The sequence below is a fragment of the Martelella mediterranea genome (assembly GCF_004342225.1).
Lineage (GTDB): Bacteria > Pseudomonadota > Alphaproteobacteria > Rhizobiales > Rhizobiaceae > Martelella > Martelella mediterranea_B.
This window is the reverse complement of sequence record NZ_SMAR01000001.1, coordinates 231,287-253,978: the sequence shown is the minus strand read 5'-3', so window position 1 is coordinate 253,978 and position 22,692 is coordinate 231,287. Positions and strand designations below refer to the sequence as shown.

At 56.1% G+C, this 22,692-nt stretch carries 23 protein-coding genes; 14 read left to right on the top strand and 9 right to left on the bottom strand.

What is annotated here, in order from left to right:
- Nucleotides 1–36 precede the first annotated feature (36 nt).
- Nucleotides 37–381, top strand: coding sequence for an ArsR/SmtB family transcription factor (locus EDC90_RS01140; RefSeq protein ID WP_132307648.1), 345 nt, complete (start codon nt 37–39; stop codon nt 379–381).
- 38 nt (nt 382–419) lie between these two features.
- Nucleotides 420–1,613 (top strand): MFS transporter, encoded by a 1,194-nt coding sequence (locus tag EDC90_RS01135; protein ID WP_132307646.1) that lies wholly within the window; start codon nt 420–422, stop codon nt 1,611–1,613.
- Between the two features lie 69 nt (nt 1,614–1,682).
- Here EDC90_RS01135 and EDC90_RS01130 read toward each other — a convergent pair whose 3' ends face one another.
- The gene (locus EDC90_RS01130) at nt 1,683–3,191 is read right to left on the bottom strand and encodes an acetyl-CoA hydrolase/transferase family protein (RefSeq protein ID WP_245510882.1); all 1,509 of its coding nucleotides are present in this window, start codon (nt 3,189–3,191) and stop codon (nt 1,683–1,685) included.
- A gap of 366 nt (nt 3,192–3,557) precedes the next feature.
- Between EDC90_RS01130 and EDC90_RS01125 the strand changes: the two genes are divergently transcribed.
- From EDC90_RS01125 to cydX, 6 genes are all read left to right on the top strand, one after another.
- Nucleotides 3,558–4,139, top strand: coding sequence for a GbsR/MarR family transcriptional regulator (locus tag EDC90_RS01125; protein ID WP_132307642.1), 582 nt, complete (start codon nt 3,558–3,560; stop codon nt 4,137–4,139).
- Nucleotides 4,140–4,142: 3 nt separating this feature from the next.
- Nucleotides 4,143–5,942 (top strand): thiol reductant ABC exporter subunit CydD, encoded by a 1,800-nt coding sequence (gene cydD / locus EDC90_RS01120; RefSeq protein WP_245510881.1) that lies wholly within the window; start codon nt 4,143–4,145, stop codon nt 5,940–5,942.
- Entirely contained in the window at nt 5,939–7,642 is a 1,704-nt protein-coding gene (locus EDC90_RS01115; protein WP_132307640.1) for an amino acid ABC transporter ATP-binding/permease protein, read from the top strand. Before cydD ends, EDC90_RS01115 begins: the two co-directional genes overlap by 4 nt.
- A 197-nt stretch (nt 7,643–7,839) precedes the next feature.
- The gene (locus EDC90_RS01110; RefSeq protein ID WP_132307638.1) at nt 7,840–9,435 is read left to right on the top strand and encodes a cytochrome ubiquinol oxidase subunit I; all 1,596 of its coding nucleotides are present in this window, start codon (nt 7,840–7,842) and stop codon (nt 9,433–9,435) included.
- Between the two features lie 6 nt (nt 9,436–9,441).
- A complete protein-coding gene (gene cydB, locus EDC90_RS01105) occupies nt 9,442–10,593 on the top strand; it encodes a cytochrome d ubiquinol oxidase subunit II (protein WP_132307636.1) in 1,152 nt (383 codons plus the stop codon).
- 66 nt (nt 10,594–10,659) lie between these two features.
- The gene (gene cydX / locus EDC90_RS01100) at nt 10,660–10,785 is read left to right on the top strand and encodes a cytochrome bd-I oxidase subunit CydX (protein WP_132307634.1); all 126 of its coding nucleotides are present in this window, start codon (nt 10,660–10,662) and stop codon (nt 10,783–10,785) included.
- 164 nt (nt 10,786–10,949) lie between these two features.
- On the opposite strand, the gene EDC90_RS01095 is transcribed toward cydX, so the two are convergent.
- Nucleotides 10,950–11,282, bottom strand: coding sequence for a TM2 domain-containing protein (locus tag EDC90_RS01095; protein WP_132307632.1), 333 nt, complete (start codon nt 11,280–11,282; stop codon nt 10,950–10,952).
- Nucleotides 11,283–11,546: 264 nt separating this feature from the next.
- Here EDC90_RS01095 and EDC90_RS01090 point away from each other — a divergent pair, with 264 nt between their 5' ends.
- The 3 genes from EDC90_RS01090 (at nt 11,547) to EDC90_RS01080 (ending at nt 14,797) form a co-directional block, all read left to right on the top strand.
- The gene (locus tag EDC90_RS01090; RefSeq protein ID WP_132307630.1) at nt 11,547–13,097 is read left to right on the top strand and encodes a YifB family Mg chelatase-like AAA ATPase; all 1,551 of its coding nucleotides are present in this window, start codon (nt 11,547–11,549) and stop codon (nt 13,095–13,097) included.
- Nucleotides 13,098–13,254: 157 nt separating this feature from the next.
- The gene (locus EDC90_RS01085; RefSeq protein ID WP_165972697.1) at nt 13,255–14,292 is read left to right on the top strand and encodes a DUF2793 domain-containing protein; all 1,038 of its coding nucleotides are present in this window, start codon (nt 13,255–13,257) and stop codon (nt 14,290–14,292) included.
- Nucleotides 14,293–14,521: 229 nt separating this feature from the next.
- Complete coding sequence (locus tag EDC90_RS01080) at nt 14,522–14,797, top strand: DUF1153 domain-containing protein (RefSeq protein WP_132307626.1); 276 nt, start codon at nt 14,522–14,524, stop codon at nt 14,795–14,797.
- 445 nt (nt 14,798–15,242) lie between these two features.
- On the opposite strand, the gene EDC90_RS01075 is transcribed toward EDC90_RS01080, so the two are convergent.
- Both EDC90_RS01075 and EDC90_RS01070 read right to left on the bottom strand, forming a co-directional pair.
- Complete coding sequence (locus tag EDC90_RS01075; protein ID WP_132307799.1) at nt 15,243–15,593, bottom strand: flagellar export protein FliJ; 351 nt, start codon at nt 15,591–15,593, stop codon at nt 15,243–15,245.
- A gap of 139 nt (nt 15,594–15,732) precedes the next feature.
- Entirely contained in the window at nt 15,733–15,930 is a 198-nt protein-coding gene (locus EDC90_RS01070) for a hypothetical protein (protein WP_132307624.1), read from the bottom strand.
- An 88-nt stretch (nt 15,931–16,018) separates the two neighbouring features.
- On the opposite strand from EDC90_RS01070, the gene ctrA reads away from it, so the two are divergent.
- Entirely contained in the window at nt 16,019–16,720 is a 702-nt protein-coding gene (gene ctrA / locus EDC90_RS01065) for a response regulator transcription factor CtrA (protein ID WP_132307622.1), read from the top strand.
- A gap of 47 nt (nt 16,721–16,767) precedes the next feature.
- Here the strand turns inward: ctrA and EDC90_RS01060 are convergent, their stop codons facing one another.
- The 3 genes from EDC90_RS01060 to EDC90_RS01050 form a co-directional block, all read right to left on the bottom strand.
- On the bottom strand, nt 16,768–18,081 hold the full coding sequence (locus EDC90_RS01060) for a TolC family protein (protein WP_132307620.1): 1,314 nt from the start codon (nt 18,079–18,081) through the stop codon (nt 16,768–16,770).
- Between the two features lie 83 nt (nt 18,082–18,164).
- Nucleotides 18,165–19,385, bottom strand: a complete 1,221-nt coding sequence (locus EDC90_RS01055; RefSeq protein WP_132307618.1) for an efflux RND transporter periplasmic adaptor subunit — start codon at nt 19,383–19,385, stop codon at nt 18,165–18,167.
- 289 nt (nt 19,386–19,674) lie between these two features.
- A complete protein-coding gene (locus EDC90_RS01050) occupies nt 19,675–20,319 on the bottom strand; it encodes a histidine phosphotransferase family protein (RefSeq protein ID WP_132307616.1) in 645 nt (214 codons plus the stop codon).
- Nucleotides 20,320–20,615: 296 nt separating this feature from the next.
- Between EDC90_RS01050 and EDC90_RS01045 the strand changes: the two genes are divergently transcribed.
- Both EDC90_RS01045 and EDC90_RS01040 read left to right on the top strand, forming a co-directional pair.
- Nucleotides 20,616–21,131, top strand: coding sequence for a DUF1134 domain-containing protein (locus EDC90_RS01045; RefSeq protein WP_245510880.1), 516 nt, complete (start codon nt 20,616–20,618; stop codon nt 21,129–21,131).
- A gap of 11 nt (nt 21,132–21,142) precedes the next feature.
- Nucleotides 21,143–21,436: a hypothetical protein gene (locus EDC90_RS01040; protein ID WP_132307612.1), complete on the top strand. Its 294-nt coding sequence runs from the start codon at nt 21,143–21,145 to the stop codon at nt 21,434–21,436.
- Nucleotides 21,437–21,442: 6 nt separating this feature from the next.
- Here the strand turns inward: EDC90_RS01040 and EDC90_RS01035 are convergent, their stop codons facing one another.
- Both EDC90_RS01035 and EDC90_RS01030 read right to left on the bottom strand, forming a co-directional pair.
- Nucleotides 21,443–22,276, bottom strand: coding sequence for a TrmH family RNA methyltransferase (locus EDC90_RS01035; RefSeq protein ID WP_132307610.1), 834 nt, complete (start codon nt 22,274–22,276; stop codon nt 21,443–21,445).
- Between the two features lie 10 nt (nt 22,277–22,286).
- Nucleotides 22,287–22,670 (bottom strand): hypothetical protein, encoded by a 384-nt coding sequence (locus EDC90_RS01030; RefSeq protein ID WP_132307608.1) that lies wholly within the window; start codon nt 22,668–22,670, stop codon nt 22,287–22,289.
- Between the last annotated feature and the right edge of the window lie 22 nt (nt 22,671–22,692).

The window sequence follows — 22,692 nt, the reverse complement described above, 5'->3', positions numbered from 1 at the left end:
TTGACATTATATACAAAGAAACGTAAATACGAAAATATGAACGTTAACTCTGAAGATATGATGGAAACAGCAAACGAAGCCTGCGAGCTGCTCAAAGCGCTGAGCAACCGGCATCGTCTGCTCATTTTATGCCAGCTGATTGACGGCGAACGCTCGGTCGGTCAACTGGCGGAATTCCTCGGCATTCGCGATTCAACGGTGTCACAGCATCTGGCTCTTCTGCGCCGTGAAAAGCTGATTGCTGGCCGCCGGGATGGTCAGACGATCTGGTATCACATCGAAAGCCACCCTGCCCGTGAAATTGTAACAGCACTTTATCAAACATATTGCGCGCCGAACGATGCAGACACTGGCGCGACTGCCGAAACCCAATGTGGCTGACGCCTTCGCGTTTGTCTGATCTCCAGAAGTAGACTAAAATGAAAAATCCAGCCGCAGCCGACGGTCAACGTAACATCCGGATTCTGACCGTCGCTCAGGCACTGGGTGGCGCAGGCCCGCCGATCATTATTTCGCTTGGCGGTATTGTCGGCCAGACGCTCTCACCCGATCCCGCACTCGCTACCATTCCTGTCAGCATCTATAATCTCGGTGTTGCAGTCGGTACACTGCCAGCCGCCTGGCTGATGCGAAAAGTGGGCCGGCGTCATGGCTATGTCTTTGGTGCCATGATCGGCATTCTGGGCGGGCTCGTTGCAGCCGGAGCAATCGCGGCAGAGACCTTCGTTTTGTTTTGCATCGGCACTGCGCTTGCAGGTCTTTACGGCGCTTATATTCAAAGCTTTCGTTTCGCCGCGACAGATTCCGTTTCCGGCGATATGAAAGCGCGCGCGATTTCGCGTGTGATGATCGGCGGCCTGTTTGCCGCAATCATCGGGCCGCAGGTTGTGATATGGACCAGCGACGCAATCCCCGGAATTCCATATGCCGCGAGTTTCGTTGGCCAGTCTGTGCTGGCTATGGCGACGCTCTTGCTGGTCAGTCGCCTGCATTTCCCCAGAAGTCACCCCGATCAGAAAACCAACCTCACGGGCGGTCGCACGATCGGTGAGATCGCGCGCTCACCGCGTTTCATCCTGGCCGCAGGCACCGGCGTTGTCTCCTACGGACTGATGTCCTTCATCATGACGGCAACACCGCTGGCAATGGTGGCCTGCGGTCACAGCGTCGGGCAGGCTACACTTGGCATTCAGTGGCATGTGCTGGCCATGTTCGGGCCAAGTTTTGTCACAGGCCGGCTGATCGCACGTTTCGGCAAGGAAAAGATCGCGGCAACCGGCCTCATTCTGATCGCCCTTTGCTCGGTGACTGCGCTCTCCGGCCTCGGCCTCACGCATTTCTGGCTCGCGCTGATCCTGCTCGGAGTCGGCTGGAACTTCGGATTTATCGGAGCGACAGCGATGATCACCGACTGCCATACACCGGAAGAACGCGGCAAAGTGCAAGGCCTGAACGATTTTCTGGTCTTCGGCTCTGTGGCCCTTGCCTCATTTCTGGCCGGCGCATTGGTCAATACGGATAATGGCTGGGCCCTGATGAACTGGCTGGTTTTCCCGGCCGTGCTGATCCCGCTCACCTTCCTCGTATTTTCTTTCAAAAGGCAAGCCGCCTGACGGGCGGCTTTTGGAGCGAAGTGCTTTCCGAAAATCGATTCCGATTTTCGGGCCGATGCTGAAGGAACGTCATTCAGCGGCAGCACGCGCTTCCGGCATCATCGAACCATACTGCTTCAGGTTTGTATGCCAGCTGAAGGCTTCTTCCATCACATGCGGCGTATGTCCGCCACGATGACAGGCGCGTTCGAAATAGTCATTCAGCTTCTCGCGGTAGATCGGGTGGACACAGTGATCGATAATTTGGCGAGCGCGCTCTCTGGGTGCCAGACCGCGCAGATCCGCCAGTCCGACATCGGTAACAACGACACTCACATCATGTTCGGTATGATCCACATGGCTGACCATCGGTACGACCGACGAAATCGCCCCACCCTTTGCCAGTGACTTGGTGACAAATACGGAAAGAAACCCGTTTCGGGCAAAGTCACCGGAACCGCCGATGCCATTCATCATATGCGTACCACCGACATGGGTGGAGTTGATATTCCCGTAAATATCAAACTCAAGCGCAGTGTTGATCCCGATCGTGCCGAGACGCCGCACCACCTCCGGGTGGTTCGAAACCTCTTGCGGGCGCAGGATCAGCCGGGATTTGTACCGGTCAAGATCAGCAAAGACCTTCTTGTACATCGCATTCGAAAGCGTGATTGAGGAGCCGGACGCAAAAGCCAGCTTACCTGCATCGAAAAGCTCGAATGTCGAATCCTGCAGAACCTCAGAATACATTTTCAGGTTTTCGAACGGTGAGTCGAGAAAGCCGTTCATCACGGCATTGGCGATGGCGCCAATCCCGGCCTGCAGAGGTAAAAGTGAATTGGTCAGCCGCCCCTGCTTCACTTCATGCTTGAGAAACTCCATCAGGTGTCCGGCAATGGCGCGGGTTTCAGCATCCGGTGGCTGCACCTTTGCTTCGCTGTCCTGCTTGTCGGTGATGACAATTGCCGCAATCTTTTCAGGTGGGATGGGAATATAGGGCAGCCCCACACGGCTTTCGGGCGCAACCACCGGGATCGGTGTTCGCGAAGGACGCTGGGCAGGAATAAAAACATCATGCAAGCCGATCAGCGTTTCAGGATGATGCAGATTAACCTCGACAATCACCTTGTCGGCCAGAATTGCAAAACTGGCGGAATTACCGACAGAGGTGGTCGGCACAATGCCACCATGTTCCAAAACGGCAACCGCTTCGATAACAGCAACCTGAACCGGCGGTATCTGCCTGGTGCGAAGCAGTTCGACAGTTTGTGAAAGGTGCTGATCAGTAAACATCACCTCGCCCGCATTGATTTCACTGCGCAAAACCGGATCCACCTGAAATGGCATTCGCCGCGACAGAACGTGAGCTTCCGCCAGTGTCTTGTCGAGATCATTGCCCAGAGATGCGCCCGTCATCAGCGTGATGCGAAAAGGCTCTTTCTTCGCGCGCTCGGCAAGCGCCAGCGGCACCGCCATGGCTTCTCCGGCACGGGTAAAACCACTCATGCCGACGACCATGCCATCGTGAATTAAATTCGCTGCCTCCTCTGCACTGACGATTTTGTCGCGCAGCTTCCGATCACGAACCCGGTTATCCAAAACCTGCCTCCCTTTTCTGGATAAGGCGTCGCAGGGGATAACAGGCAAGAGTGCTTCAGCATGACCTGCAACGCAAAAAGACATGATCCGGAACTTTCTGGACACAGACTGTCCACAGCCCCGAACTTAACTGTTTTGCAGTGCAAGAATGGAATGAACAACCACGACCTTAGTCGGGGAGCGACTTTTTACCGCAAGATGACATAAATCAAACGGCCACCTCCCCCCCTCTGCTAAACCCATTGCCATTAAAGGGGATGGGATTGCGTATTTTGATGGAGAGCAGGCTCGCGCTTGCACGATATCAGATTTCGCGGTACATAATTTTCAGAAATTACTGAAAATTCTGACGCATCAGGAATACTAATGACTTTGTCACCGCTAATGCAGGATTTCGTGCTTCATTTTGGAGAAATGGGCAGTCGCTGGGGGATTAACCGCACGGTCGGTCAGATCTATGCCCTGCTCTATGCCTCACGGGAACCGTTGTGCGCTGACGACATGGTTTCGCTGCTCAAGATGTCGCGCTCCAATGTCGCAACCGGCCTGAAAGAGCTGCAAAGCTGGAACCTAGTGCTGCTGCGGCATATTCCCGGAGACCGCCGCGATTTTTACACCACCCCGGATGATGTCTGGGCGATCCTGCGCACGCTGGCCGAAGAAAGAAAGAAGCGCGAGGTCGACCCCACGCTCAGCCTTTTGCGGGAGGTCACTCTGCGCGAGCCGCAGGATGAAAATGAGGCCTATGCTCAAGGCAAGATGAGCGAGATGCAGGCCATGATTGAGCAGCTCTCCAACTGGTATGACGACGTGAAGGACCTTGAGACAGAGCGGCTGGTGATGTTGCTTGGGCTTGGCTCGAAAGTCACAAAACTGTTGGACACAGCAGACAAGGTGGTCTCGCTCGGCAAAACGTCAGCATCCAAGCGCAACAAGGCAGGCGCATAGGCCATGGACCAGATTGTTCGTGACAAAAGCAGGCTAAAGAACGTGGGTTCAACACCGCGAACGGGCATGCATGCATCTGAGACCCGGCCTCAGTCGAAAAAGCCGCTTCAAACACGCGCAACACGCAAAAGCCAACGTGCGCCAGTGCCAAAAAGCCGGGACCTGAAGACAGCAGCCTGGCTTCAGACGCTCGCCGAACTGATGTGGCTGCCGCAGGCCGCCTGTCTGGCGCACGGGATCGGGCTGATCGCGCAAGGACAGGGTGTGTCTGCCGTCTGGCCGCTTGCTCTTGGCGTGCTTGCCCTTGGCTTTCTCAAGGCTGTGCTGGAAAAGGCCGGCAGCCGGCGTGCATACCGGGCGGCCCGAAATATCCTGAGCGAAAAGCGGGAAGCCGCACTTTCGGCCATGGCGATGCGTTCTCCGCTGGATAGCAGCCGTGCTGCATCCGGCGAAGCAGCCAGCATTCTTGCCGAGCAGGCCGAATACATCGTCCCGTATCTCTCGCGCTTTCAGACGGCACGTTTCAAGGCATCGGTTGTACCGCTTGCCATTCTGGCTGTTGTCTTTCCGATTTCATGGATTGCAGGCCTGGTACTCCTGATTGCAGCACCACTGATCCCGGTTTTCATGGCCCTGATCGGATGGAGTGCGCAGTCGGCCAGCGAAAAACACATGGCCGACATGGGCACGCTCAATGCGTTCCTGCTGGACCGGCTGCGGGGCCTTTCAACTATTCGCTCCTTTGATGCCGTCGAACAGGTTTCACGGCGCCTTCGCCTCAGAGCCGAAAACCTGCGCAAGCGGACAATGGCAGTTTTGCGGGTGGCGTTTCTCACCTCTGCCGTGCTTGAACTTTTTTCTGCGCTTGGTGTGGCGATGGCCGCTGCCTATATCGGCTTTCACCTTCTCGGCCAGATCAACTTCGGCGCCTGGGGCACCAAAATGTCGCTCTCCGAAGGTCTTTTCATTCTTCTGCTGGCGCCCGCATTCTTCGATCCGCTGCGGATGCTGTCATCCGTCTGGCATGATCGCGCGTCGGGCGATGCAGCCCTTCTGGCGCTTGACGGCCTCGCCGAAGACGGTCTCGTCATGGTGGACCAGAAGCCGTCTGGCTCGATAAGCACGGATGCAATTTCGCATGGCCCTGTTGCTGTGGAAATCAGAGACCTCTCGTTCACCCATCAGGGGAGCGCTGAAGCCGTATTCGACAGCTTCGGTCTTTCAGTCAAACCCGGCGAGCATGTGGCACTGCTGGGACCATCAGGCAGCGGGAAATCAACACTTCTGGCGCTGATCGCAGGACTCGCTGAAATCCGCCATGGTCGCATTATCATTGATGGCGAAACGCTCTCACCCGAAACAGCGTCGGCCTTGCGCGCACGCATCGCCTGGATCGGGCAGGATCCGCACCTCTTTGCCGGTTCCATTGCCGGAAACATCCGCCTCCATCGCAGGAATATCCGCCCTGACGATATCAAAGCGGCGCTGTCACTGGCCTCGCTTGAGCACGCCGCCAATGCGCATGGCAACGCGATGATCGGTGAAAATGGCGCGGGGCTTTCCGGCGGCGAAGGATTGCGCCTGACACTTGCACGCGCTGCGGCCAATCATCACGCCGGCCTCATTCTCGCCGATGAGCCAACGGCGCATTTGGACAACCATACCGCGAATGATATAACAGAATCGCTGCTCACACTTGCAACGGACCGCACGCTGATCGTGGCAACCCATGATCCGGTTCTGGCGGAGCGCATGGACAGGGTTATCGACCTCAATGATCGCTTCCGGAGGGATGCACAATGAGACGGCATGGCCTTTCATATCTGAAACCGGTGATCCGACTGTTCTGGTCGGAGCAGCGCAGAGGTCTGCTGGCCGGCGCAGCACTTGCTGCAGCGACTGTGCTGGCAGGCGTTGCCCTTCTTGGTGTCTCCGGCTGGTTTGTCACAGCAACGGCAATTGCCGGTCTGACGAGTGCGACCGCGCTGGCCTTTGACGTGTTCGCCCCTTCGGCGGCCATCCGCTTTCTTGCCATGTCACGAACTGCAGCGCGCTATGGTGAACGCCTGCAGACCCATGATGCCACGCTGAAAGTGCTGGCGGATTTGCGCGTCCGCCTGTTCAAGGGGTTTGCAGCGCCAGGAGCCGCCAAGGCGCTGAGTTTCCGCCCGGCACGCCTGCTTTTCCGACTGACAGCTGATGTAGACGCACTGGATACGCTTTACCTGCGCGTTCTCGTTCCAGGCGCAGTGGCTGTGATCGCAGGTCTGACGACCATGATCGTGCTTGGCTTTCTCTCGTGGCCACTGGCACTGGCTGTTGCCGCTGCCATTATGATCCCGGGCATTATGATGCCGGTTCTCGCCGCTCGTCGCGCTGAGGTTCCGGCGCGTCGCCGGGCACACGCACAGGAAGCGCTTCGCGCCCGCGCTGTAGATATGGTTGCCGGTCAGAGTGAGCTGGCACTCGCAGGCGAACTTCACGCTCAGCGTGGACGTGTCCTTGACGCCGATACGCGCGAAAGGGAAGCCGATGTTGCGCTGAACCGTATCGAGACCAATACCGGCTTTGGTTTCGACCTTGTTACAGCCTGCATCCTCGCGGGCGTATTGCTGGCGGGTGCGAGCCTCAGTGAAGCCGGGACAATTTCCGCACCGCTCGCCGCTCTTGCTCTGCTGATTGCCTTTGCAGCGCTTGAACCATTTGCAGCATTGAGACGGGGTGCTCTGGAGCTCGGACGCACGCTTCTGGCTGCGCGCAGGCTCGCACCACGCTTTGAAGGCACACCGGATACGACCGAATTTCAGCCAGCCACGCCCGGGCCCGGTTTAGCTCTGAGCCTTGATGCTGTGACGATGCAATATGAGGGTCGCAGTGCACCTGCTGTCAGCGCACTTTCACTTTCAATCGCAAAAGGTGAAAAGGTCGCGCTGATCGGTGCAAGTGGCACTGGAAAATCCTCGATCATGGCACTTTTCGCAGGAGAAGCTGCCCCTGTGTCAGGTTCTGTTTCGGCACTGCCAACGACACTTCTCACCCAGCGCACAGAGCTTTTTCAGGACACGCTGCGCGCCAATCTGAAGCTTGCCCTGCCAGCTGCCGGCGACGAAACCCTGATGAACGCGCTTGATGCCGCCGGACTTGACGAGACGGTGCGCGGATTGCCGGCAGGCCTGGATACAGAGCTTGGCGAAAAAGGTCTTGGACTGTCGGGTGGTCAGGCGCGGCGATTGGCACTGGCGCGGCTTTTGCTGCGTGACACGCCGGTCTGGCTTCTCGATGAACCGACCGAGGGCCTTGATGGCCCGACGGCGCGCGATGTGATGGCGCGGATTGATGAGCGCGCTGTTGATGAACGCACGCTCCTGATCGCGACACACATCCGCCGCGAGGCAGAAATTGCCGACCGGCTTCTGATCATGAATTCCGGGCGGATTATTGCCGCCCCGAAACGCGGCGAACCTGCCTTTCAGGCAGCACTGGCCGCCCTTCGGCCAGACTGAGTGTCTGGTCGTGACAGCGCACTGTTCCGGGTGAAACCCGGTTTCCGGCTTTCCCCCGGAACGGTGCGCGAACCGAAGTCAGCAGTGAACGGCCCCATCAGGCCACGCGGCTGAAAATAAAAAGAATGCGGCTTCGCTGCCGGAGAGGGTGGCGCAGCCGGTCAATTAAGACCCGGTTTGAACGCGGGAGAGACGCAATGGAACTGGATATCGTGGCGCTATCGCGCCTTCAATTTGCTATGACGGCACTTTACCACTTTTTGTTTGTGCCGTTGACGCTGGGCCTTTCCGTGATCGTAGCGATCATGGAAACGGTCTACGTCATGACGGGTCGCCGCATATGGCGGCAGATGACCAAATTCTGGGGAACCCTGTTCGGCATCAACTTTGTGCTGGGCGTTTCCACAGGCATCGTGATGGAGTTTCAGTTCGGTATGAACTGGAGCTATTACAGCCACTATGTCGGTGATATCTTCGGTGCACCGCTGGCGATCGAAGGGTTGATGGCCTTCTTCCTGGAAGCCACCTTCGTCGGCCTGTTCTTCTTTGGCTGGGATCGCATGTCGAAGGTTGCCCACCTGATCACCGCCTGGTGTGTGGCAATCGGCTCAAACTTTTCGGCTCTGTGGATCCTGATCGCCAATGGCTGGATGCAGAACCCGGTGGGCTCGCAGCTGAACCCGGCAACCATGCGTATGGAAGTCACGAACTTCTTTGAAGTGCTGACCAATCCGGTTGCGCAGGCGAAGTTTGTCCACACAGTTTCAGCAGGTTATGTGACGGCTGCTGTGTTCGTTCTGGGCGTTTCTGCCTGGTATGTTCTCAAGGGCCGCCATTCGGAACTGGCCAAACGGTCGATGACTGTAGCCTGTTCCTTCGGCCTTGCGGCCGCTCTTTCAGTGGTCGTTCTCGGTGACGAAAGCGGCTACCTGACCACCGAACATCAGAAGATGAAGCTCGCCGCAATCGAATCCATGTGGGATACCGAACCGGCACCGGCGTCGTTTACCCTCTTCGGCATTCCGGATATGCAGGACCGTGAAACCCATTTCGCCGTTCACATTCCATGGGTTATGGGCCTGATCGGGACCCGCTCTCTGGACACGCCGATCGAGGGGATCAATCAGCTTGTCGAACAGGGCAAGACCCGGATTGAAAACGGCATCATTGCCTATGACGCTCTCGTCAAAGTGCGTGAAAACATGGGAACGGGCGTCGCAGACACTGCTGATCAGCAGCGCCTTGAACAGTATGGCAATGACCTCGGCTATGCCTACCTGCTGAAGCGCTGGGTTGATGACCCGCGCGATGCAACCCCGGCACAGATCGACATGGCCGCCAACAGTCTCGTTCCGGATGTCCCGATCCTGTTCTGGACCTTCCGCATCATGGTTGCCTGCGGCTTCCTGTTTATCGCGGTCATGGGGGCATTCTTCTACCTTTCGGCACGGCGCCGTCTCGACCACTATCCGTGGCTTCTCAAGCTCGCAGTCTGGATCATCCCACTGCCCTGGATTGCTGCCGAATGCGGCTGGATTGTTGCCGAGTTTGGCCGTCAGCCTTGGATTATCGAAGGTATTCTGCCCACGGCAGCTGCCGTATCAAGCCTCGGTGCATCCACTGTTCTGCTGACGATTGTCGCGTTTGTCGCAATCTACACGGTGCTGTTCATTGTCGAAATGGGCCTGATGCTCGCCGCGATCCGCAAAGGACCGCAACCCGACAACGGGCCTGAAATGCCAACGCTCGGCTTCCGCCGCCAGCACGGCACGATGGCTGCACCTGCGGAGTAAATCATCATGGTACTACACGATCTTATATCCTACGAAGTCCTCCGAGTTATCTGGTGGCTGTTGCTCGGCGTGCTGTTAATCGCCTATGCCGTCATGGATGGCTTCGATCTGGGCACGGCGACGCTTTTGCCCTTCGTCGGCAAGAACGATGTTGAACGTCGCATTGTCGTCAATACAGTCGGTCCCGTCTGGGAAGGCAACCAGGTGTGGCTGATCCTTGGTGGCGGCGCCATCTTTGCCGCCTGGCCGTTCGTCTACGCGGTATCCTTTTCCGGCTTCTATCTGGCGATGTTTGCGATCCTGTTCGCGCTCATCCTGCGTCCGGTGGGCTTCAAATACCGCTCCAAGCGGGAAAGCCAGACCTGGCGCACGACCTGGGACTGGATGCTGTTCATTGGCGGCTTTGTGCCGACGCTGATCATCGGCGTCGCATTGGGCAACACGCTTCAGGGTGTGCCTTTCCGCTTCGATGATGATCTTCGGATGTTCTATGACGGCTCGTTCTTCGCACTCCTGAACCCCTTCGCACTTCTGACCGGCCTCGTCTGCGTTGCCATGCTGACAATGCATGGCGCATCGTGGCTGGCACTGAAGACCGAAGGGCCGGTTGCAGCACGCTCACGTGCATTCGGCAGCATCTCGGCCGTTGCTCTGATCGTCCTGTTCGCACTCGCCGGCGTCTGGCTCTACTACGGCATTCAGGGCTATGCCTTCACCGGTGCTGTCGATGCGAGTGGCCCGTCCAATCCCCTGATGAGCGACGTGGCGCGCGAACCCGGAGCCTGGTTCACAAACTACGGCAAATATCCGTGGATGATGCTGGCACCTGCTCTCGGCTTTCTTGGTGCTATCGGTGCGCTGATCGGCTTTAAGACGAAGAAGGAAATCCTCGGCATGCTATCCAGCTCAGCCTCGGTTTTCGGCGTTGTGGCCACGCCCGGCGTAGCCATGTTCCCGTTCATTCTGCCGTCTTCGCAGGATCCGTCGAGCAGCCTGACAGTGTGGGATTCGTCTTCAAGCCAACTCACCTTGTTCATCATGCTGGTATGTGCAGTGATCTTCGTTCCGCTGATCATCGCTTATACGAGTTGGGTCTACCACATCATGTGGGGCAAGGTTACGGATAAGGATGTTACCGGCGACGGACACGCCTACTGATCACAGGACGGGGCCGCATGCGGCCCCTCCACTGAAAGGGTCAAGAAATCCATAAAGGAGATTTCAATGTGGTATTTTGCATGGATCCTGGGCTTGCCGCTGGCCGCACTTTTCGCAGTGCTGAACGCCATGTGGTATGAACTGATGGACGACAAGGCAAAGCAGGAACAGGCGCAGTCCGGCGACCTTTAACAAGGCCGACCGATCACGCTCTGACCTGACAAACAAAAGCCCGGATGCTGACAACAGCATCCGGGCTTTTGGTTTTTTTTGACAGTTTTCCGGCAATACCCAAAACGCACACCTCGTGCGGTTTCGACCTCACGGCAATAATACGCTTCGTCAGCGCATATCTATTATGACTTCTGCCGGACGAGTGCTTCCTGCGTCAGATAATTGCGGACACTGTTCTTCTGTGCGTCAATCATTCCGGGGATCAGGAACAGGTCGACAAGCCACCAGATGCCCCAGATCACGACAAGCGGTATACCGATCAGAAAAGCGAACGTCATCCAGCCAACGATGTTCAGCAAAAGCATGGCGATCGCCGAGCCGTTACGCCCCAGATAAAACCGATGTGCGCCGGCCCAGCCGACAAAGAACCAAAGAAGATAGGTCGCAGCCGTCGATTTGGCCTCATTTGTCACCCGCTGTTCGATCAGGATCTGCTCTTCAGTCGTAAGTCCCATATTCTGCCTCTCCGCTGGCACGCTTTCCATACATGAAGCCGACAGCTGCCCGTTGGCCCGTTCCACCATGTCAAAAATTCAACATCCTGCCGTTCAGTCGCCGACAGGCTGCGGTTTTCGTCGGATTAAGGCCGATGGAGAAGCTTGTCCATCCCATTCAGACTTGTTCCTATTTTGTTCTTGATTGTTTAATCCAAGTGTGCAACCTTTACAACCATAAGATACATTTCATCATATTTCATCTTGGTTTGGGGCAGACGGACGATGGTTTCGAGGGTTTCAACGGTTGCATTTCATGGCGTCGAAGGGGTGCCGGTCGATGTCCAGATCATGATCGCGCCCGGCAAGATCGGCATGCAGATCGTTGGACTGCCCGACAAGGCCGTTGCAGAGAGCCGTGAAAGGGTTCAGGCAGCACTTCATGCCACGGGTCTTGCGCTTCCTGCAAAACGCGTCACCGTGAACCTTGCACCTGCCGATCTTCCCAAAGAAGGGTCCCATTTTGATCTGGCGATTGCGCTCGGGCTGATGGCGGCCATGGGTGCGATACCGGCGGACGCCATTTCCGGCTATGTGGTGATCGGTGAGCTCAATCTTGATGGAACCATTGCCAATGTGGCAGGCGCTCTGCCTGCCGCGATGGCCGCCAACGCAGACGATAAGGGGCTTATATGCCCTGCAGGCTGCGGCCCCGAAGCGGCATGGGCCAGTGCCGACCTCGATATTCTGGCGCCCCGCAGCCTGATTGCCATTGCAAACCATTTCAAGGGCACGCAGGTTCTGTCGCGACCACAGGCAGCCATTCGGACTGGCTCCGGTGAACTGCCAGACCTTGCCGACATCAAAGGACAGGAAAGCGCAAAAAGAGCATTGGAGGTCGCCGCGGCCGGAGGACATAATCTTCTTATGGTGGGGCCGCCCGGTGCTGGAAAATCGATGCTGGCGGCGCGCCTGCCTTCCATTTTGCCACCGCTGCTGCCGCATGAATTGCTGGACATGTCGATGGTGCATTCAATCGCAGGCAAGCTGGCCGGTGGCAAACTTTCTGACCGCCGGCCTTTTCGCGCACCGCATCATTCTGCGAGTATGGCCTCGCTGGTAGGTGGTGGCTTAAAGGCGATGCCGGGCGAGGCATCGCTTGCACATCATGGTGTGTTGTTTCTCGACGAATTTCCGGAATTTCCGCCCCAGGTTCTCGATGCACTCCGGCAACCGCTTGAAACCGGGGAATGTGTCATCGCCCGCGCCAATCACAGGGTCAGCTATCCCGCCAGATTTCAACTTGTCGCCGCGATGAACCCATGCCGGTGCGGGATGGCGGGCGAACCCGGCCACAGCTGTGCACGCGGCCACCGCTGTGTCTCCGACTATCAGGCTCGTATTTCAGGCCCGCTGATGGATCGTATCGATATCCGCATCGATGTACCTGCTGTCAGTGCCCTTGACCTGATTGGAGCGCAGGAGCAGCGGGAAAGCAGTGCCAGTGTCGCGAAGCGCGTCGCGCGCGCCCGGGATGCACAAAGAGAGCGTTTTGCCGGTCTTTCATATGCGGCAACCGTGAATGCGCATTGTTCGGCAAACCTGATCGAAAAACTGGCCGAGCCGGATGCCGCTGGGCTGGCGCTGCTGCGCGAGGCGGCCGAAAAGATGAAGTTTTCAGCCCGCGGCTATCATCGCATCTTGAAAGTTGCGCGCACGATCGCAGACCTTGATGGAAAAGCACAGGTTGGGCGAATGCATATCGGTGAAGCGATTGCTTACCGAGCCACGCCGGGCCACCAGAACGACACCACCGGAGCAACGCATGCGATGTGATATTTTCCCGCAACAGACGATCATCAGTCAGAAAATATTGAAATCAGCACTTCGTACTGCGCTACAATCTGACCCACCATTTTCCTCGTGGCAGCAAGGCAGATGTATTCTTCGTTTGAGACGCGGCACCCGATCCGCCACTACGAAGGGTTTACAAATGACCGATACGACACAAAAGCTTGGCCTGCCTTTCATTCTGCCAGCACAGGCACAGAAACACGTCACCCATAACGAGGCTCTGCAACGCCTCGATGCTCTTGTTCACATCGCGATCGCTGATGAGCTGATATCTCCGCCAGACGAACCAGACGAAGGGGTTTGTTATCTTGTCGGCCTAGGCGCGTCAGCAAGCTGGTCCGGCCATGATGGTCAGATCGCCTTGTTTCAGGACGGGCTCTGGCAGTTTATCCAGCCTGCTGCCGGGTGGTCGGCATGGTTTTCAGCCGTGCAGCAGAACCGTTTTTTTGATGGCGCCGCCTGGACAGTCCCCGCTTTCCCGCAAGATTCAAGCGTTGCAACACTGGGCATTAATGCCACTGCCGATTTGAATAACCGTCTTGCTGTGGCCGCACCGTCCACGCTTTTCAACAATGATGGTGGAGGCCACCAGCTCAAGGTCAACAAGCAATCGCCTGATGACACGGCATCTCTTCTGTTCCAGACAGGCTGGTCCGGCCGTGCAGAAATGGGGCTGGCTGGCTCGGATTCCTTTGCAATCAAAACCAGCCCTGACGGTTCAAACTGGTTCGAGGCCCTGCGGCTTGATCCATCAGGTGCAGTGCATCAACCACAAAAGCCCATCGTGCGGGCTGCACCAACGGGAGGTGCCGTTACCGTGGGTGACGGCGAGACCTTCGGCTTTGACACTATTTTTAGTAATCAAGGCGACTTTGCTTTGGGTGATCCGGCGACAGCAGGCGGACAATCGCTCGTTTTTCCGACCAGCGGCTACTATGCGATCCATATGGTTTCGACGGCGGCGGCCTCCGCATTTTACGCTCTGGAATTGAGAAAGAACGGTACAGAGACCGTTTTGCGCATCGCAGCGGGCCAAAATGGCGACACGAATACGACAATCGGAGCCTCAGCCATCATGTACATGTCAATCGGCGACAAACTCACCTTTTTGAGTTCGGGCACTCCGACTCACCTCTTCGGCTATGGCGCAACCGAGGTTTCTGCCTTCATGATTTAGAGGCTGACGGCCCGATTAAGCCAAGCCACGCCAACACTGTCCTGGTGTTTGACCTGCACAACTTAAAAGAGTCGGGAGTCGCAAGGGTAGACAGCACGCCGGTCGCACCGGAAAATCGCTGAAAACCCCGGTATTTTTGGTTACCAGAGCGTTACCTGTGCCTTAGTCAAATTTTAAAAGTGTGGCGCTAGGTTAGCAAAGTAGGTTGTGAGTTTAAGTAGAGAGTACGATGACCGAGCTAGCCCGCGCACGCGCGAAATATGTCATAGGTCCAGACGGCAGTCCGCTGACGGTTGCAGACCTTCCCCCCACCAACACCAGGCGATGGGTTATTCGCCGAAAGGCCGAGGTGGTCGCAGCTGTGCGTGGTGGGCTCTTAAGCCTTGAAGAAGCCTGTGAACGCTACTGCCTCACAGTTGAAGAGTTTCTTTCATGGCAGGCATCGATTGATGATCATGGACTTGCTGGTTTGCGAACGACGCGCATTCAGCAGTACCGAAACTAGTGGTTCGATTCCGGCATTTGGTTCCCTTTTCCGCACGCGCTTATCCAAATGCCGGAATCAAAAGAACCACTAGCCAAGTCTATATTTCTAGTGGAATTTTCGAATTTGACATTTGAAACTATCACTGGCGGCAGGCGGGATTCAAATGTCAAGTTTATTCCACTAACTTTCCAGGAAGTTGCCTGCCGGATATTTCACGTCATCGCATCTGCTGATGCGCTGGCGTGGCAATGATTGAGCGCCCCGAAAGTGGCTGGTTATGAGCGTCACAACGACGGCAGGAAGCAGTAAGCATTATTCCGGCAACACATTCCCCTGTGCACACAAGATCCAAAACGGCCGCAGCGTTATCACACGTTGCGGCCGTTTTAGTTTGAAAAACCGTGTTGTTAAGAGCCCCCTGCGGCTTCCTTAAAAGCCGCAGCTTATACCCCTCGGGCTCACATCAGGCGCGCTTACGGCCCGCGCTGTCGCGCTCTTCCATCGCTTCAACGCGCTGATAGTCAAGCTCAATTTCCGCCAATTCAGCTTCAGCCACGTTACGTTGCTCCAGCAAATCCTGAACAGACACGCTGAGATTTTCAGCCCGCTGACGCGCGGATTTGGCAAAGGTTGAATAGGCAAAATGTTCGGGATCGGTGATTCCCGTTTTCTGCTCTTCTGCTTCAATCTGACGCTTGAGTTCATCCGACATGCGGCTGAATTCATCCATCATAAGTTGAAGCTGCTGAAGCTGACGCTTCTTTTCTTTCACCTGAAACGCCTTGAGACGCAACAGACTGTTTCGTGCCTTCATACGCAAAACTCCCCGGCTTACAAACGCCTGACCAAAAGGCTCCCCCCGCACATGATTCGTTTTTGCCAGCCAAAAAGGCTTAACAAAAACCAAACGCTGGTAACCTTTCGTTTACAGTCATGACCGATCATAGGCCTCATCACTTAAGGGTCGGTAAATTCCCACAGTGATACGGAGAAAAACTTGCGAGTCGGATGAGTCGCTTAAGCTCTTTTCTTAAACCTTTTTCTAGTTTTTTATCTACTTGAAAAAGCTTAAAAATCAGAATGATGACGAGAACCATTAATAAATTCTGACCATCTTGCCAAAGAGAATCAGAATTTGTTAACCATTCCATGGCAGCTTCCAGATCAGGTCATCACTGAGTCCGTATCGCGTCGGGGGCGACACAAGACCTTTCATTGCGGCGGTTCAAGGGGAAAGACATGCGGGTTCTTTTAATCGAAGACGACAGCGCCACAGCAAGCAGCATCGAGCTGATGCTCAAGAGCGAAAATTTCAACGTCTACACGACGGATCTTGGCGAGGAAGGCGTGGATCTGGGCAAGATCTACGACTATGATATTATCCTCCTTGACCTCAACTTGCCGGATATGTCCGGCTATGAGGTTCTCAAGGCATTGCGGGTTTCAAAAATCGCAACACCTATACTGATTCTCTCCGGCATGTCCGGAACGGACGACAAGGTTCGTGGTTTCGGATCGGGTGCGGATGATTATCTGACCAAGCCCTTCCACAAGGAAGAGCTTGTGGCGCGCATTCATGCGATCGTGCGCCGTTCCAAGGGTCACGCGCAGTCGATCATCAACACCGGAGAGCTCTCCGTAAACGTCGACGCCAAGACGGTTGAAGTCGGCGGTCAGCGCGTTCATCTGACGGGCAAGGAATATCAGATGCTGGAGCTTCTTTCGTTGAGAAAGGGCACAACACTGACGAAGGAAATGTTCCTGAACCACCTTTATGGCGGCATGGATGAGCCTGAACTGAAGATCATCGACGTCTTCATCTGCAAGCTCAGAAAGAAACTGGCGAACGCCGCAGGCGGCACCAATTTCATCGAAACGGTTTGGGGCCGCGGTTACGTGCTGCGTGATCCGTCCAGCCAGGAAATGCAACAACGCGCCTGAACACGTTCAGATGATAATGACAAAAAGCCCGGCTCTGACCGGGTTTTTTATTTTGCATTCGCCGCCAGACCGGCCGTATCGATTGTTTTCTCGCTGAGCGGCGCGCACAAAAGCCTGAGTTTCCCGCGCAATACCTCGATTTTGTATTCAGCGCGCTTCACTGCATGTTGCGCTTTCAGAAGATCGACATTGGCCGTGCAGCGATCCGTCGGCCCGGCGTTCTGCACTGTACTTTCGGCTTTTGCGCGCGCGGTCCGAGCAGCAGCAAGGTCACTTTCGGCAGAAGCCAGGGACACCTGCAGGTCATCGAATGTACTCATGAAGGAGCGTCGGTTGTCGCGCGCCGTCAAGATCGTTTCCAGCAAGGCCAGCCGCGCTGTCTGGGTGATACGCAAGGCATCCCCCTGGTCAACGAGCGGCAAGACATATGACACTAAAAATTGCAGATTGAAGCCGCCTGTTTGCGTCATGAAGCTTGGGATGGAAGTGGTCAGCTTTGTCAGACGCGATTGTTTGGCCCGATCCAGCTGAGCGCCCGCAGCCTCAACCAGCAGATTTTCCAGGCGCTTCTGACCGGACCGATCAAAACAGACATCAGCATCATCCACCCCGACAGAAGAATAAGCAGACAACGCCTCCTGCGGTGAACGACCGGCAGAAACGTCATAGCCACCTTCAGAAAGGCCGACCAGCCCCAAAAGCTCGTTCCGCTTTGAGTTTAAAGCCCTGCTTACGGCCAGCACCTCCCGTTCGGCGGCATCAATCTGCTCGTTCAGTGCATCGAGTTCCGACTCGCTTGCATTGCCAAGCGCGACCTCCACTTCTGTGCCATCCACATCACACTGCAGCGCTTGCTTCTCAAGCGATACGTCGTGGCGCTTGAAATCAAGTGCAGTGTATTCGTCATAGACATCAATAAGCCCGCGCGTCGCATTTCGCTGTGCGATCTGATACTGAACCGGGATCAGCTCTCCGGCGATTTTCACCTCGTTCTGGTCCAGCCTCAAAAGCGCGCGCGAAACATCCCAGTTCACGCCAAGCACGATATTGGAAACGGTCTCCGCACTATCGTCACCATGACCGGTGTAAGTGGAAACACTACGCGCTTCGGCAGAGATGCGCGGATATCGGCCTGACTTGGTTTCATCCAGTTCCAGCACAGCACGCGCGCGGCTGATCCGCGCCTGCAAGAAGTCGCGACCTCGCTTTTCAGCGGTTTCCAGGAGGGCCTCGGGGCCAAGGGTCTTACCCGGCTTCGGTGGCGGCGGCGGTGACGTATTGAGCTCCGCCTCCATCACATCGATACGCCCGACGGTCTCCTCCAGTTGCTGCGATACACACCCAGCAGCCAGCATAGACACGCACACAGCCACACCCGCGGTCATATGTCTGCGCATACTGGCTTTAAAAACCCAGGACTTCGGTTTCGGCAGCATCATTCTGACTATTCAAGCACCCGATCGCCCGGTTTCAGGCCGGAGAGGACGCGTGCATAGTTTTCTGAAACTTCTCCCAGCTCCACCTTGACGCGCTCGCTACCGCCCTCTTTCACCTTCTCAACATAATTGCCGCCATTGCCCATACGAATGGCAGCAACGGGAACCGCCGGGGCAGTCTCGGCTTCCGGACGGGTAAAGCGGCAGGTCGCATCAGCACCGACGGGTACCGCGCCTTCGCGCGCTGCAAACCCAATCTCAATTTCATTTCTGAAGTGACCAAGGCGCCGCTCTGCTTCACTTTCGACCGCCTGAACAGACAGAATGCGCGCATCGTATTGTTCGCCGCTGTTCTCAAGCGTCACCTGAATATCGGCATTTCTCACCAGCTGCATTTCCCGCCGGTCAAAGGTCAATCGCGCCCCCATCATGCCTGGGTCGACAACAAGAGCAAGCCGCTCACCTTCCTCCACATTGAGTGAGCGCCCCGACACGCTCGCCGTTTCAATGTCAATCAGGCGCCCGGCGGTCGGCGCCAGAAATGTCGCTTCGTGCTTTTCTTGCTGCAGACGCCCCAGTTCCGCTTCCTGTCTGGCAAGGTCATTCTGCAAACTGATCACATTCAGGTTTGCCTCCCGCATCTCCATCTGGTGGCGGCGGCGGGCCTGCTCCAGCGCAGCATCAGCCGCATCCAGCCTTCGCTGGGCGTCCTGAAAACGCCCAAGCGCCAAACGACCTTTTCCATAAAGCCGTTTCATATCAGCCACCTGCGCGGCCAGATGATCCCGGGCTGCGGATTTCCCCGCTTCATCAAGCGTGTGAATGGCTGAGAGATTTTCCAGATAAACCCCAGCCCTGTAATCGAGCCGGGCTTTCACATAAGCCACAGAGCGCTTTGCTTCGGCAAGTTTGGGCTCAAGCGTGTCTGTCGAAAATGTACCGATCACATCATCTTTTTTAACCTGCGCGCCCTGCTCGACTGAAAGTCGCAATGCGCCTTTCATCGGCGCCAGAAGAGGCACCGCACCGCCATAGCCGATCTCACAGCGTCTTTCGAGAGCCTTGCGAAAGGGGCGGATTTCAACCGGCACGGCATTTTTGGCGTTGCCCGGTGCCTGATCGACGGTTGCAGATGCCTGCACATCCTCCGCATGGCTGATAGCAGGCGAAGCGGCAGCCAGAAGCAAGGCAAACGGCATCAGTTTGATAGACTGAATACAGGATTTCACGTGACAACTCCCCGGAGAGGTCAGGCGGTCTGAGCGGGACTCTTATCTTTTATGCAACGCGGTAAACCTGAAATGGTTTCGCATCTGCACACAACAGCAACGTTTTCACAACAACAGCTGCAAACACGGCCAAAGCTTCTCTTTCGCTAACGCGAAAGCTTGGCAAGAATAAGAAAAGCAGAACGAGACATAGCATTTAGGCGGAACCGTTCAGCCCTTCATGAAAAACGCCCGGTGGATGCGCCGGGCGGTTCATCATGCTTTGTCCGTCTAAAGTCAACGTCTGGCGTCAAGCAACCGGTTTGGCCTCGAAGACGACCTCACCGTCATTGACAACGAATTCAACATTCATATCCGCCTCCTCGGCCATCAGCGCCGTGTAATAGGCCTGCACATTATGCGACGTGATGGGATCATCCATCACGCCACCATAAATCCGTGAGAAATCCGTAGGAAACTGGATATAGTTCCCGCGGGCGCGGACGATAAATGCAAAGATATCGCCAGCCGCATCCAGACCGACATCAATCGTGCCACCGCGCGGGATCGACGACTGGGCAATAAGCACAAGGTTCAAAAGCAGTTTGACCCGATCCTTGGGGGCGCTGATACGGGGCCCGACCCAGTTCAGCGTAATCCGTTTGCCAAGCCCGATCAGATCACGCACCGCCGTCTCCGCTTCTCCGGTATCCAGCGGGGTATCGAGTGTCCCCGATGCACCGAAGGCCAGTCGCGCGAACTTCAAGTGGGTCGCGGCACTGAGCGTGCTTTGCCGGATCAGGTTCAGAGCATCCTCATCCATCCCGCCTTCATCGAGCAACTCCAGACCATTTGAAGATGCGCCGATCGGATTGACCACATCGTGGCATATGCGGCTTGCAAGAAGCGCGGACAGATCGGCTGCACTCAGCGTCAGATTAGGATTTTTTTCCATGATCGGATTTCCTCGTTGTTTCAGGCTCACCGGACGCCGTGACTTGATGGCCATGTTTTGCGTAAAAGCGTTTTCACCAAAAACACCATATTTGGTAAATCCATTGTTAAGAGGTCGCGGTCACAATGGGACAGATTTTTATGCATGCCGGATTTTGTTCATATCCGGCAAGGCCCGAGAACAAAAGGAATGAAAACGCCATGCGTGCCAGATCATTTTACCGGAGCGGTCCAGCGGTCCTTTTCGCCTTTTTTCTGCTTGCGCTTATCGCGCCTCAGGCGTCAGCGCAAACACAAATGCAACAACAGCCCCCGCAACAACAGCAGGACGGAAGCTACAGCGCACAGGAAATCATTGACGCGGGCAACACCTTCTTCGGCTCGGCCAGTTCCGGCCTTGCCAAAGCGCTGCAAAACGCATTTTCCAAATACGGCCTTCCCAACGGCTATATCCTCGGCTCGGAAGGCTCCGGCGCATTTATCGCAGGACTGACCTATGGCGAAGGCTGGCTGAATACCAAAAATGCCGGGCGCCATCAGGTTTTCTGGCAAGGCCCGTCACTGGGCATTGATTACGGCGGCGATGGTTCGCGTTCGATGATGCTGGTTTATAACCTGCCGTCTGTTCCTGCACTTTATGCCCGTTATGGCGGTGTTTCCGGTTCTGCATATGTCGTCGCAGGTTTCTCCATGCAGGTTTACAAGAACCAGAATGTCATACTGGTTCCGGTCAGAACCGGTGTCGGTGCTAGGCTCGGTGTGAATATCGGCTACCTGAAACTCACCCAGAAGCCCACCTGGAATCCCTTCTGAGAGCCAACTGCATGACGAATGGCAGCGACACCACTGACGAGCTGAAGCGCGCGATTGAAAGACGCTATCAGGCCATATGCGCGGCAATTGAAGCTGATGCAGAAACGGGCGAAAAAGACAGCCAGCTTCGTGATGAAATCGCGGAGCTCTCGGCATTGATGATCGCCTATACCGACCTGACAGGTGGACGCGAGGCCATTTCAGATGCTCTTGGTAAACAGGGTGAAACAGAGGGTCGCGATAGGTCGCGGCTCAGCCTTGCAGACCGTGCACTGAAAATCATGGATCAGTTGCATCGCAACTGAGAACGCTCAGACGATACGGCCGCTGGCGGTGGCAATCTGAAACAGCGCTATACCGGCTGCCGTTGCAACATTCAGACTGTCGAGTTTGCCGGATTGCGGAATACGCACCGGCTGAAATGCGGATAAAATATCCTCCGGCAGCCCTTCACCTTCCGTTCCCAGAACGAGTGCTGTGCGTCGCTGAGCGGGCTTCAGGGCATTGAGCGGTGTCTTACCCGAGGGCGACAACGTAATCACATCAAAGCCAGCATCCCTGAGCGTGAACAGCAACTCAGATGCTTCGCCGCCTCTGTGCCACGGCATTTTAAGCACAGACCCAACAGAAACCCTGATCGCCTTGCGATAAAGCGGATCGCATGATGTCCGATCAAGAAGCACGGCATCAGCGCCGAATATCGTCGCGTTTCGGAAAACACTGCCTGCATTATCGTGATTGGAGAGGCCCACGCATACGACGACCAGAGCGTTCCCGGGCAGGTCAGCGATCAGCGCCGAAAAATCCGGTGCGTGTGCAATACGGCCAAGCGCGAGAACACCACGATGCATGTCGAAACCGGCAATGGCGTTGAGAACCGCTGAGGTGCAGCTATAAACCGGCACGTCCTGCGGGAACCGATCCAGAATATCGGCAACACCCTTCAGCCGGTTTTCCAGAACGAGTATCCTGTCGGCGACAAACCGTTCTTCTTCTGCGTGCGCCTCTGCCAGAACTCGTAGAACCACCGTTCCTTCGGCAATGAACCGCCCGCTGCGCCCAACAAGGTCCCTCTCCCGGATTGCCTTGAACGGCGCAATCCGGTCGTCATCGGGATCACTGATTGCAGTAACGGGCCGCGTCATCTGCTCAAGATCAGTCGAAGCGGATTTCAACGTCAGCGGCCATGCGGCCGGTGTTCAGGTCGTAGAGGTAAAGCGTCTGCTCGCCGTTTTCTTTCGTGCCATATATCAGGGCCTGACCATTGCCATAGCTGATATCGGCGATAACGAAGCCACGCGGCAACGTCGCGGTCAAAGCCCGGGGCGCATCCGAAGGCACGATGGCGCCCGAAGAAACAACCTCTTCAGCATCCGGTTTGTTGAAAACCTTGTAGAGAATGGCACCAAAGACGGCCATCAGCGACACGATCATGATCAACGCGGAAACGATCTGCAAGCGCAGCATCCGCCGCCGAACCATCTCGACCGCCGGATCAAGCGGCTCTTCTTCATTCTCGTCAAAGCTGTTCTGCGACATATTCATTGCCCCACGGCGTTGT

Coding starts and splice junctions, on each gene's coding strand:
- EDC90_RS01140 (WP_132307648.1), top strand. CDS start 37: ATGAACGTTAACTCTGAAGATATGATGGAAACAGCAAACGAAGCCTGC.
- EDC90_RS01135 (WP_132307646.1), top strand. CDS start 420: ATGAAAAATCCAGCCGCAGCCGACGGTCAACGTAACATCCGGATTCTG.
- EDC90_RS01125 (WP_132307642.1), top strand. CDS start 3,558: ATGACTTTGTCACCGCTAATGCAGGATTTCGTGCTTCATTTTGGAGAA.
- cydD (WP_245510881.1), top strand. CDS start 4,143: ATGGACCAGATTGTTCGTGACAAAAGCAGGCTAAAGAACGTGGGTTCA.
- EDC90_RS01115 (WP_132307640.1), top strand. CDS start 5,939: ATGAGACGGCATGGCCTTTCATATCTGAAACCGGTGATCCGACTGTTC.
- EDC90_RS01110 (WP_132307638.1), top strand. CDS start 7,840: ATGGAACTGGATATCGTGGCGCTATCGCGCCTTCAATTTGCTATGACG.
- cydB (WP_132307636.1), top strand. CDS start 9,442: ATGGTACTACACGATCTTATATCCTACGAAGTCCTCCGAGTTATCTGG.
- cydX (WP_132307634.1), top strand. CDS start 10,660: ATGTGGTATTTTGCATGGATCCTGGGCTTGCCGCTGGCCGCACTTTTC.
- EDC90_RS01095 (WP_132307632.1), bottom strand. CDS start 11,282: ATGGGACTTACGACTGAAGAGCAGATCCTGATCGAACAGCGGGTGACA.
- EDC90_RS01090 (WP_132307630.1), top strand. CDS start 11,547: ATGGTTTCGAGGGTTTCAACGGTTGCATTTCATGGCGTCGAAGGGGTG.
- EDC90_RS01085 (WP_165972697.1), top strand. CDS start 13,255: ATGACCGATACGACACAAAAGCTTGGCCTGCCTTTCATTCTGCCAGCA.
- EDC90_RS01080 (WP_132307626.1), top strand. CDS start 14,522: ATGACCGAGCTAGCCCGCGCACGCGCGAAATATGTCATAGGTCCAGAC.
- EDC90_RS01075 (WP_132307799.1), bottom strand. CDS start 15,593: ATGAAGGCACGAAACAGTCTGTTGCGTCTCAAGGCGTTTCAGGTGAAA.
- EDC90_RS01070 (WP_132307624.1), bottom strand. CDS start 15,930: ATGGAATGGTTAACAAATTCTGATTCTCTTTGGCAAGATGGTCAGAAT.
- ctrA (WP_132307622.1), top strand. CDS start 16,019: ATGCGGGTTCTTTTAATCGAAGACGACAGCGCCACAGCAAGCAGCATC.
- EDC90_RS01050 (WP_132307616.1), bottom strand. CDS start 20,319: ATGGAAAAAAATCCTAATCTGACGCTGAGTGCAGCCGATCTGTCCGCG.
- EDC90_RS01045 (WP_245510880.1), top strand. CDS start 20,616: ATGCAACAACAGCCCCCGCAACAACAGCAGGACGGAAGCTACAGCGCA.
- EDC90_RS01040 (WP_132307612.1), top strand. CDS start 21,143: ATGACGAATGGCAGCGACACCACTGACGAGCTGAAGCGCGCGATTGAA.
- EDC90_RS01035 (WP_132307610.1), bottom strand. CDS start 22,276: ATGACGCGGCCCGTTACTGCAATCAGTGATCCCGATGACGACCGGATT.
- EDC90_RS01030 (WP_132307608.1), bottom strand. CDS start 22,670: ATGTCGCAGAACAGCTTTGACGAGAATGAAGAAGAGCCGCTTGATCCG.